The organism is Streptomyces sp. NRRL F-6492 (genome assembly GCF_001280125.1).
Classification (GTDB): domain Bacteria; phylum Actinomycetota; class Actinomycetes; order Streptomycetales; family Streptomycetaceae; genus Streptomyces.
On the sequence record NZ_LGEG01000239.1, the window covers coordinates 35,811 to 46,072 of the forward strand.

Consider the following 10,262-nt stretch of genomic DNA (forward strand, 5'->3'; position numbering starts at 1 on the left):
GCCCGCTCCAGACCCCTCACCCTGATGCTGGCGGGCGCCCTCGCCGCCGGCGGACTCCTCGCGCTCACCCCCGGCGCCCAGGCCGCCGACGCCGAACTCGCCCGCAACGGCGGCTTCGAGGCCGGACTCGACGGCTGGACCTGTACGGCGGGCAGCGGCGCCGCCGTCTCCTCGCCCGTCCACGGCGGGACCAAGGCCCTCCAGGCCACCCCGGCCGGCAGCGACAACGCCCGCTGCTCCCAGACCGTCACCGTCAAGCCCAACTCGGCGTACACGCTCAGCGGCTGGGTCCGCGGCAGCTACGTCTACCTGGGCGCCGCCGGCACCGGCACCACCGACGTCTCCACCTGGACGGGCTCGGCCCCCGACTGGCAGAAGCTCAGCACCACCTTCAGGACCGGCGCCTCCACCACCTCGGTCACGATCTACACCCACGGCTGGTACGGCACCCCCGCCTACCAGGCCGACGACCTCTCCCTGTACGGCCCCGGCGGCGACCCGGTCCAGCTCCCCGCCGCCCCCACCGGACTCGCGGCCGGCTCCCCGACCTCCACCACCGTGCCGCTGACCTGGAGCGCGGTCTCCGGCGCCACCTCCTACAACGTCTACCGGGGCGCCACGAAGATCCAGACGGTCACCGGCACCACCGCCACCGCGACCGGCCTGACCGCCTCCACCGCGTACACCTTCCAGGTCAGCGCCGTGAACGCGGCGGGCGAGTCCCCGAAGTCGGCCGCCGTCACCGCGACCACGACCGGCGGCGGCGGGGGCGGCGGCGACCAGGGCCTGCCCGCGCACGCCCTCGTCGGCTACCTCCACGCCAGCTTCGCCAACGGCTCCGGCTACACCCGCATGGCCGACGTCCCCGACTCCTGGGACGTCGTCAACCTGGCCTTCGGCGAGCCGACCTCGGTGACCTCGGGCGACATCCGCTTCAGCCTCTGCCCGGCCACCGAGTGCCCGAACGTGGAGTCCGTCGCCGAGTTCAAGGCGGCGATCAAGGCCAAGCAGGCCGCCGGCAAGAAGGTCCTCATCTCCATCGGCGGCCAGAACGGCCAGGTCCAGCTCGCCTCGACCGCCGCCCGCGACGCCTTCGTCACCTCCGTCTCGAAGATCATCGACGAGTACGGCCTCGACGGCCTCGACATCGACTTCGAGGGCCACTCCCTCTCGCTCCAGACCGGCGACACCGACTTCCGGAACCCGACCAGCCCGGTCATCGTCAACCTGATCCAGGCGGTCAAGACCCTCAAGGCCAAGTACGGCGCGAAGTTCGTCCTGACCATGGCCCCGGAGACCTTCTTCGTCCAGCTCGGCTACCAGTACTACGGCTCCGGCCCCTGGGGCGGCCAGGACCCGCGCGCCGGCGCCTACCTGCCGGTCATCCACGCCCTGCGCGACGACCTCACCCTGCTGCACGTCCAGGACTACAACTCGGGCTCCATCATGGGCCTGGACAACCAGTACCACTCCATGGGCGGCGCCGACTTCCACATCGCCATGACCGACATGCTCCTCACCGGCTTCCCGGTCGCCGGCAACACGGACCGCGTCTTCCCGGCGCTCCGCCCCGAGCAGGTCGCCATCGGCCTCCCGGCCTCCACCCAGGCGGGCAACGGCCACACCAGCCCGTCCGAGGTGAACAAGGCCCTGGACTGCCTCACCAGGAAGGCCAACTGCGGCTCGTACCAGACCCACGGCACCTGGCCCGCCCTGCGCGGCCTGATGACCTGGTCCGTCAACTGGGACCGCTTCAACCAGTGGGAGTTCTCGAAGAACTTCGACGCGTACAGGTGGAGCTGACGGCCAGGATCCACAGCCCCAGACAGAGACTGGCCACCACGTCCAGCGGCCAGTGGTAGCCCCGCAGCACCAAGCCGGTCCCCGTCACCGCCGTCAGCACGGCGGCGACGGGGACCAGCCGCCGCGAGACGAGGAGGGCCGCGCCGAAGTAGGCCACCATCGCGGTGGCCGTGTGGCCCGACGGGTAGTAGCCGTGCGCCCACGGCTCCAGCGGGCCGGGCCGGGCGGTCCACACCTTCAGCGGAATCACGAGGAGGGGTACGGCGGCCATGGCGAGGCCCGCGCACAGGGCGGCCCGCCACCGCCCGCGCCACACCGCGTACGCCATCGCGCAGCCGAGCACGGGCAGGGCGACGGAGACGTTGCCGAGGTCGGAGGCGAGTTCGCTCAGGGGCCGGGGGACCGTGTCCACCAGGGCCCGGGACACCCGCTCGTCGAGCCTGGCCAGAGGGCCGTGGACGAGCACCTGCCAGGTCACGACGGCGAGGGCGACGAGCGCCGAGAAGAGAGCCGGCCGCCCTGGAACAGGGGGGGTGGTTCCAGGGCGGCCGAGGGGATCGGGCTGCCGCGCGCCCCGGGGGGTGTGGGGCGTGCGGCCATCCGATCGGTGAGGAGTGCCGGGGCACGAGGCGCCGGCGGCGTGCGCGAAGGCACGGTGTGGACGGGGCTGGGGAGGCTCCGCCCGGGGTGTTTCTCTCATCCGTGGGAACCGTACGCCAGAGAAGAGGGGACCGACAGCGCGAAACGCGTCCCGCCATCGGCCCCCCACAGAGTCTTCACACCGCGGCCCTCACGGGCCGGCGCGTCAGATCCCGGCGAACGCGTTCTCGAGGATGTCGAGGCCCTCGTTCAGCAGGTCCTCGCCGATGACCAGCGGCGGCAGGAAACGGAGCACGTTGCCGTAGGTGCCGCAGGTCAGGACCAGCAGGCCCTCCGCGTGGCAGGCCTTCGCCAGGGCGCCGGCGGCCTCCGCGTACGGCTCCTTGGTGGCGGGGTCCTTCACCAGCTCGATGGCGATCATGGCGCCGCGGCCGCGGATGTCGCCGATGACCGGGAACTTCTCCTGCATGGCGGTGAGGCGGGTCTTCATGACCTCCTCGATGCGCCGGGCCTTCCCGTTGAGGTCGAGCTCCTTCATCGTCTCGATGGAGCCGAGCGCGCCGGCGCAGGCCACCGGGTTGCCGCCGTAGGTGCCGCCCAGGCCGCCGCCGTGGACGGAGTCCATGATCTCGGCGCGGCCGGTGACGGCGGCGAGCGGCAGACCGCCCGCGATGCCCTTGGCGGTGGTGATGAGGTCCGGGACGACGCCCTCGTCCTCGCAGGCGAACCACTGGCCGGTGCGGCAGAAGCCGGACTGGATCTCGTCCGCGACGAAGACGATGCCGTTGTCGTTGGCGAACTTCACGATCGCCGGCAGGAAGCCCTTGGCCGGCTCGATGAAGCCGCCCTCGCCGAGGACCGGCTCGATGATGATCGCGGCGACGTTGTCGGCGCCGATCTGCTTGCCGATCTGGTCGATCGCCTGGGCGGCGGCCTCGGGGCCGCAGTTCTCGGCACCGGTGGGCCAGCGGTAGCCGTAGGCCACCGGCACGCGGTACACCTCGGGCGCGAACGGACCGAAGCCCTGCTTGTACGGCATGTTCTTCGAGGTGAGCGCCATCGTCAGGTTCGTACGGCCGTGGTAGCCGTGGTCGAAGACGACGACGGCCTGGCGCTTGGTGTACGAACGGGCGATCTTCACCGCGTTCTCGACGGCCTCGGCGCCCGAGTTGAACAGCGCCGACTTCTTGGCGTGGTCGCCCGGGGTCAGCTCGGCGAGCGCCTCGCAGACCTCCACGTAGCCCTCGTACGGCGTCACCATGAAACAGGTGTGGGTGAAGTCCTGGAGCTGCGCGGAGGCACGGCGCACGACGGCCTCGGCGGAGGCGCCGACCGAGGTCACGGCGATGCCGGAGCCGAAGTCGATCAGACGGTTCCCGTCGACGTCCTCGATGATGCCGCCGCCGGCCCGCTTGGTGAAGACGGGCAGCGTGGAGCCCACGCCACCGGCGACCGCGTCGAGACGGCGGGCCTGAAGCTCCTGCGACTTCGGACCGGGGATGGCGGTGACGACGCGCCGCTCCTGCGGGACAGCGTTCATGCGGGGCTCCTGGGGGTGTTCTGGACGCACTTGTGGGTTTCCTCCGCAGGCTAGGCGGGGCCACCGGCCACGCGCATGCTACGGATGGGAGCGGTCTCGTCGTGTCGTTGTCCGTATCGGCCATACGCGGTGTCGTCCGGACCGGCTTCGGGGCATCGGCCCGATCCGGCGCGTGATCCTCTTGCGAGGCCCTAGATTGGGACGTCGGACGGTGGCGTCGCGCAGTGAAGGGCCAGGGGGCAGGGGTCATGGAGTTCGAAGGCACGCACGGCTCGCGAAGCACGGACGACGGGCCTCCGCGATCCGACCGGATCCCCCGCCCCGCCGCCCCGCCCCCGATGCCGTCGACTCCGCCCCCCACGCCCCCGGGCACCGCCGGCACGGGGGGTGGAACCACTCTGATCGACTGGCTGCGGACTCCGCGGCCGGCCGCCGGCCCCGGGGTCTGGCGGTACGGACATGTGCCGCGTCCCGATCGCGAGCCCGACGAGACCCCGCTGCGGGCGGTGCTCTCCGGCGCGATGGTGTCGTTCCTGGCCGCGATCCTGCTCTGGTCCCTGCTTCGCAACGGATACATCCCGTACTGGGACGTACTGCTCAAGCTCTTCACCCCCGGGGACTGGTGGCGCCCCCTCGGAGGCGGGCCGCAGCCGGGCACCGGGGGCCCCCTGGCCCTCGCCCTCTACCGGCTGGCCCTCTTCGCGGGTGTCTTCTACGGCATCGGCCGCTTCGGTCGCTGGCCGTACGCCTGGCGCAGGCTCATCCAGGAATACCGCCACACCGCCGTCCGGGTGGGCCTCGCCCTCGTCGCCGGGATCGTGGTCGTCGCACTCGTCCGCGGCGGCTGGGTGCCGCTCAAGGACGTCGCCTACGCGCTGATGCCCTTCGAGAAGACCGCGCCGGACGCCATGTACATCAACCAGCGAAGGGCGGACACGGCTCAACAGATCGTCACCCTCGTCGCCGTCCTGCCCTTCGTCCGGCTCGCCCTGCGCCGCCCCGGAAACCGGGTCGCCGGGGTTCCCTCCCACGCCCCCGAGCCGGGTACCGACCCCGTCGCCTGGCCGGAGCTGAGGGCCGCGGGTCTCGTCGAAGCGGCCGACCGGCTCGCCGCAGAGGCCGCAGCCGGAACCATGAACGACGTCGACCACACCCGGATCCGCACGGTGTGGAAGGCGGCGCGGTCCGCCCCCGACCGGCAGGCCGCCTTCCTCCGGGAGGTCCACGCCCGGGGTGCAGCGGCTTTCCTCCACCCCTCCGGTGCGCGGCGCCTCCCCGGCCGGTCCGCCGCGCACGACCTCCTCCTCCGCCAGGTGCGACTCGGTACCGTCGCCGACGGTCCCCGCAATCCGTACCCGCGCCGGAACACCGGGCTCGCCCTCGACCCCTCCGTCCTCGGCACCTCGATGCTCGCCGTCGGCCCTTCGGGCAGCGGCAAGACCACGCGGCTCATCCGCCCCCTCGTCGAGTCACTGGCCCTCCAGGCACTCGCAGGACAGGCCGCCCTCGTCGTGGTCGGCTCCGTGGGATCGGCACTCGGTCCCGACGAGGCGTACGACATCGTCATCGGCATCGGCGACCCGGCTTCACCGCACGACCTCGACCTCTACGGCGGCACCGGCGACCCCGACCAGGCCGCCGCACTGCTCGCCGACGCCCTCGCCGACGAGACCACGGACACCAGGCGGGCCGCGACCGCGCTCGCACAGCTGCTCGGGCCGTTCCACGCGGTCCACGGCCGGTTCCCCCTGGTCGCGGAACTCCGCGAGCTCCTCGACGGCGGCCCCGCCGCCCACCCGTCCCTCCGTACCGCCCTGGAACGGGACGGACAGTCCGCCCTGGTGCGTGAACTCGACGCCCGCCAGCGGCAGCACGGTACCGCCGGTGATCCCGCCACTCCCCTCGCCGACCGGCTCGCACTGCTCGACCGCCCCGCCTTCGCCGGTTTCTTCGACACCACCCGCACCAAGCAGCCGTTCACCATGCGTGCTCTGGAACACCCCGTACGCGTCCGGATCGACCTGCCCGAGACCGGCCACGCGGAGGCTTCCAGGCTCCTCGCCCGGCTCGTCCTCGCGCAGTTCCTCACCCGTGCCACCGCCCGCACCGACCGGTCACGTTTCGCCTGCCTCGTCCTGGACGACGCCGGCCACACCGTCACCACCGCGACGGTGAGAGGCCTGCAGCGGCTGCGTTCCGCGAACGCCGGGGTCGTCCTCGGCCTACGAACCCTCGACGACGTTCCCGAGCACCTGCGCACTCCTCTGCTCGGCGCGGTCGGCTGCCGCGTCGCCCTCGCGGGAGTCACCACCTGGGACGGCAAGAGGTTCGCGGAGACCTGGGGCACCGAGTGGGTCCAGGCACGGGACGTCACCAGCCGGACCGTGCGCTCCGACGAACCGCTCACCCGGGTCGTGCACACCCTCCGCAAACTGGTCACGGGCCGGGCCGTCACCACGGACGCCGTGACCGTGCGCGAGGTGGAACGGGAACGCTGGTCCGCCTCCGATCTCGCGCACGCCGTCCCCCCGGGTCACGCCGTCCTCTCCCTCACCCATGTGAGGGGCGACCACGTCCCCCCCCTCCTCGTAGACCTCCGCAACTGAGCAACCACCCCCCGCCCCTGGCACAATCGGGGTCGCCGCTCGGCTGAGCGGCGACCCCTCCCCCCAAAGGTCCGACGGTCCCCAATGCCGCCCACCCTCGCCTCGCTCGTGCAGCACTCCGCCCTCAAGCTCGTCGTCCGCGCCGGGGAGGACCGTCTCGACACCCCCGTCCGGTGGGCGCACGTCAGTGAGCTCGCCGATCCCGTTCCGTACATGGAGGGGGGCGAGCTGCTGCTCACCACGGCCCTCACCCTCGACGCGGAGGACCTGGAGGCGATGTGCCGCTACGTGCGGCGGCTGCTCGGGGCCGGGGTCGTCGGGCTCGGGTTCGCCGTGGGGGTGAACTACGAGGAGATCCCGGCGGCGCTGCTCGAAGCGGCCCGCGAGGAGCGCCTGCCGCTGCTCGAAGTGCCGCGAAGGACCCCGTTCCTCGCCATCAGCAAGGCCGTCTCGGCCGCCATCTCCGCCGACCAGTACCGCGCCGTCACCGCCGGCTTCGAGGTACAGCGCGAGCTGACCCGGGCCGCGCTCGCCGAGGGCCCCGACGCCGTCGTCGCCCGGCTCGCCGCCCACGTCGACGGCTGGGCCGCCCTCTACGACACCTCCGGCAAGCCCGTCGCCGTCTCCCCCGAGTGGGCGGCCCGCCGGGCCGCCCGGCTCACCCCCGACGTGGAGCGGCTGCGCGAACGCCCCGCCCCCGCCAGCGCCGTCGTCGGCGGCACGGACGACCGCGTCGAGCTCCAGTCGCTCGGCACCGGCCGCCGCGTCCGGGGCGCCCTCGCCGTCGGCACCGGCGCCCCCCTCGGCACCGGCGAGCGCTACGCCGTCCACTCGGCCATCGCCCTGCTCACCCTCACCACGGAACGCTCCCGTTCCCTCCAGGCCGCCGAGCAGCGCCTCGGCGCCGCCGTCCTGCGCATGATGCTCGCCGGACAGCCGGACCACGCGCGCGCGGTGGCCGGCGACGTGTACGGCGGGCTGCTCGACGCCCCCTTCCGGCTCCTCGTGGCCGAACCCGCCGGCGGCGAACCGGCCGCCGAACCGCCCCTCCCCGTCCTCGCCGAGGCCCTGGAGGCCGCCGCCGCCCGCGCGGGCGAGGCGGTCCTCGCCGTCCCCGAGGGCGAGCAGCGGCTCGTCGTCCTCGCCCGCGACGGCGGCGCGGTCGTCACCGCCTGCGAGGGCTACGCGGAACGCGAGGCCGAGGAGGCCGGCGTCGTCGTCGGCCTCTCCGCCCCGGCGGGCCCGATCGCGGCCGCCGCGGCGTACAAGCAGGCCGAGCAGGCGCTCTCGGTCGCCCGCCGCCGGGGCAGGGCGCTCGTCGAGCACGAGGACCTGGCGGCGGGCTCGGTCCTGCCGCTCCTCGCCGACGACGCCGTCCGCGCCTTCGCCGACGGGATGCTCCGGGCCCTGCGCGACCACGACGCCACCGGCCGCGGCGACCTCGTGGCCTCCCTGCGCGCCTGGCTCTCCCGGCACGGCCAGTGGGACGCGGCGGCGGCCGACCTGGGCGTCCACCGGCACACCCTGCGCTACCGGATGCGCCGGGTGGAGGAGATCCTGGGCCGCTCCCTGGACGATCCGGACGTACGGATGGAGCTGTGGCTCGCCCTCAAGGCCACGGGGGAGGGGGCGGAGTAGGCCAATGCAGTTGCCTTTGAGCCGGGGGGATCGTTGCCCCGCGTGTGACGGGTGGGACGCGGGCCGGCGGGTGCGGATCGGGATCCTGACGAAGATGTGCACGGCCGAGCTGGTCGACACGGCGATAGCCAAGCACGACCGGGCCGAACGGCGCCGCCGACTTCTGCCGGCCCGGCTGGTCGTGTACTTCGTCCTGGCACTGTGCCTCTTCGCCCGGGAGTCGTACGAGGAAGTCCTGCGGGTGCTGACCAGCGGCATCCCGAGCAGCCGGGCCCTCGCTCGGGTGAACCGGTCGTCGCTGTGCCGGGCTCGCGCCCGGCCCGGGGAAGACGTGCTGGAGACCGTGTTCCGGCAGATCGCCGGTCCGCTCGCCACCGCGGACACGCCCGGCGCGTGGTGGCGAGGGCTGCGGCTCCTGGCCCTGGACGGCACCCAGTTCGATCTTCCGGATTCCACGAGCAACGGCGACACCTTCGACGGCCCCTCCACCACCGGCGGCGTCCCCTTCGGATTCCCCCAGGTCAGAGCGGTGGTTCTCGCCGAGATCGGAACACACGGAGTCCTCGACGCTCGCCTCGGCGGCTACCGCGACGGCGAGCGCAGCCTCGTCTACCCGCTGGCCGGCTCCACCGGCCCCGGCGACCTGGTGATCGCCGACCGCGGCTTCTGGTCGGTCGAGTTCGCTCACGCCTTCACCGCGGCGGGCGCGGATCTGCTGGTCAGGCTCCAGTCCAACCACCTCGGCACCCTCCAGGAGGAACTTCCGGACGGTTCGTACCTGTCGATGGCGCGACCGGGCAAGGAAGTCCGGCTCCGAGCTGCGCGAGAGGGCCGAACGCTGCCCAAGCACGTGGTCTACCGGGTCATCACCTTCGTCAAGGGCGACAAGGTCGCCTACCTGGGCACGACGCTGCTGGACCCCGAGCAGTACCCGGCCGCCGAGCTGGTCGCGCTTTACCGGGAGCGCTGGGAGATCAAGCTCGCCTTCGACGAGATCAAGAACCACCTCGGGCCAGGCGGCCCGATCAGGTCGCGGACACCGGAGGGCTTCCGGCAGGAACTGTGGGCCTACCTCGCCGTCCACCACGCGATCCGCCAGTTCGCCCACACGGCCGCCCTTGCCCGTCCGGCCGTGGACACCGACCGTGTCTCCTACTTGAAGTGCGTCCGCATCGTCCGCCGCAGCATCCCGTCCCAGCTCGGAGCGAGCGTCACCAATCTCACCCGCTCCTTCACCGAGGCCGGACGGGAGGCACATGCACGTCTTCTTCCCGCCCGACGCAACCGCGAGTGCCCACGCGCGATCAAGAAGCCGAACCGCTGGCCCGTCCTGAGGACCCGGGCCAGACGAGACACGGTCCAGCCCGGCCGCTGGGCCCACAACCAGACCACGAAGCCGAGGAACAACCACCGAGCCGGAAGACCGGTACTCAGGGGAACCCAAGCCCCGTCACCGCCTACGGATTAGGTGACGAGGGACCGAGAATGACGATCGGCCCCTCGGCTCGGGCCCGGGTGAGGGCAGTGGCGGCCTCTGGTAGCCCGAGAGGCCCCCACGACGGCGCCAAGGGCCGCAGCGCGTCGGGGCCGCGGGCTCAGGTCAGCCAATCCAGTCTCGGAATCGGGCGTGTGATGGTCCGCACGCGCCGCCGGCCAAGGCATCCTCGTAGGCCTGCCTGGCTACGGCTTCCATCTCTTCCGCCGAGGTGACAGCGGGCACGAGGCCCCCCGAGCCGACCGCTGAGTGGATCGTGCATCGCGGATAGACCGGCTGAACGGCGTACCACCCGAAGGCGACAACGGCAGCCAGTATGGCCAGGGTGATGAAGCGGCGTCTGGGTGTGTGGAAGAGCGGGTTGATCACCTATGGATGGTACGGAGTGTGCCTGACCCGCCGGCCCGCGCCCCACTCCGTCACAGACGGGGCACCGATCCCCGCAGCTCTAAGGCAACTGCATTGGGCGGAGTAGGCCCCCCGGGTCCCGCTTCCCGGCCCCTCGCTCCCCGGCCCCCCTTTCCCGGGCCTGCGCCTCCCGGCCCCCGCTCAGCCGTCAGAGCCGCCCCCGCCGTCCCCG

Annotated in this window: 7 protein-coding genes; 4 read left to right on the forward strand and 3 right to left on the reverse strand. The window is 72.7% G+C overall.

The features are described from left to right. The first annotated feature begins 24 nt into the window (after positions 1–24). Positions 25–1,803 (forward strand): chitinase, encoded by a 1,779-nt coding sequence (locus tag ADL08_RS25180; protein WP_053646777.1) that lies wholly within the window; start codon positions 25–27, stop codon positions 1,801–1,803. Here ADL08_RS25180 and ADL08_RS25185 read toward each other — a convergent pair. Both ADL08_RS25185 and gabT read right to left on the reverse strand, forming a co-directional pair. Beyond that, on the reverse strand, positions 1,754–2,503 hold the full coding sequence (locus tag ADL08_RS25185) for a phosphatase PAP2 family protein (RefSeq protein WP_078967995.1): 750 nt from the start codon (positions 2,501–2,503) through the stop codon (positions 1,754–1,756). The genes ADL08_RS25180 and ADL08_RS25185 overlap by 50 nt on opposite strands. A 105-nt stretch (positions 2,504–2,608) precedes the next feature. Then, positions 2,609–3,943: a 4-aminobutyrate--2-oxoglutarate transaminase gene (gene gabT, locus ADL08_RS25190; protein ID WP_053646765.1), complete on the reverse strand. Its 1,335-nt coding sequence runs from the start codon at positions 3,941–3,943 to the stop codon at positions 2,609–2,611. Positions 3,944–4,191: 248 nt separating this feature from the next. Here gabT and ADL08_RS25195 point away from each other — a divergent pair, with 248 nt between their 5' ends. The 3 genes from ADL08_RS25195 (at position 4,192) to ADL08_RS25205 (ending at position 9,655) form a co-directional block, all read left to right on the forward strand. Continuing rightward, positions 4,192–6,549, forward strand: coding sequence for a hypothetical protein (locus ADL08_RS25195; RefSeq protein WP_053646767.1), 2,358 nt, complete (start codon positions 4,192–4,194; stop codon positions 6,547–6,549). A gap of 84 nt (positions 6,550–6,633) precedes the next feature. Then, positions 6,634–8,187 (forward strand): PucR family transcriptional regulator, encoded by a 1,554-nt coding sequence (locus ADL08_RS25200; RefSeq protein WP_053646769.1) that lies wholly within the window; start codon positions 6,634–6,636, stop codon positions 8,185–8,187. 4 nt (positions 8,188–8,191) lie between these two features. Then, a complete protein-coding gene (locus ADL08_RS25205; protein WP_078968045.1) occupies positions 8,192–9,655 on the forward strand; it encodes an IS4 family transposase in 1,464 nt (487 codons plus the stop codon). A gap of 132 nt (positions 9,656–9,787) precedes the next feature. Here ADL08_RS25205 and ADL08_RS37340 read toward each other — a convergent pair whose 3' ends face one another. Further along, positions 9,788–10,051, reverse strand: coding sequence for a hypothetical protein (locus tag ADL08_RS37340; protein ID WP_159043009.1), 264 nt, complete (start codon positions 10,049–10,051; stop codon positions 9,788–9,790). Between the last annotated feature and the right edge of the window lie 211 nt (positions 10,052–10,262).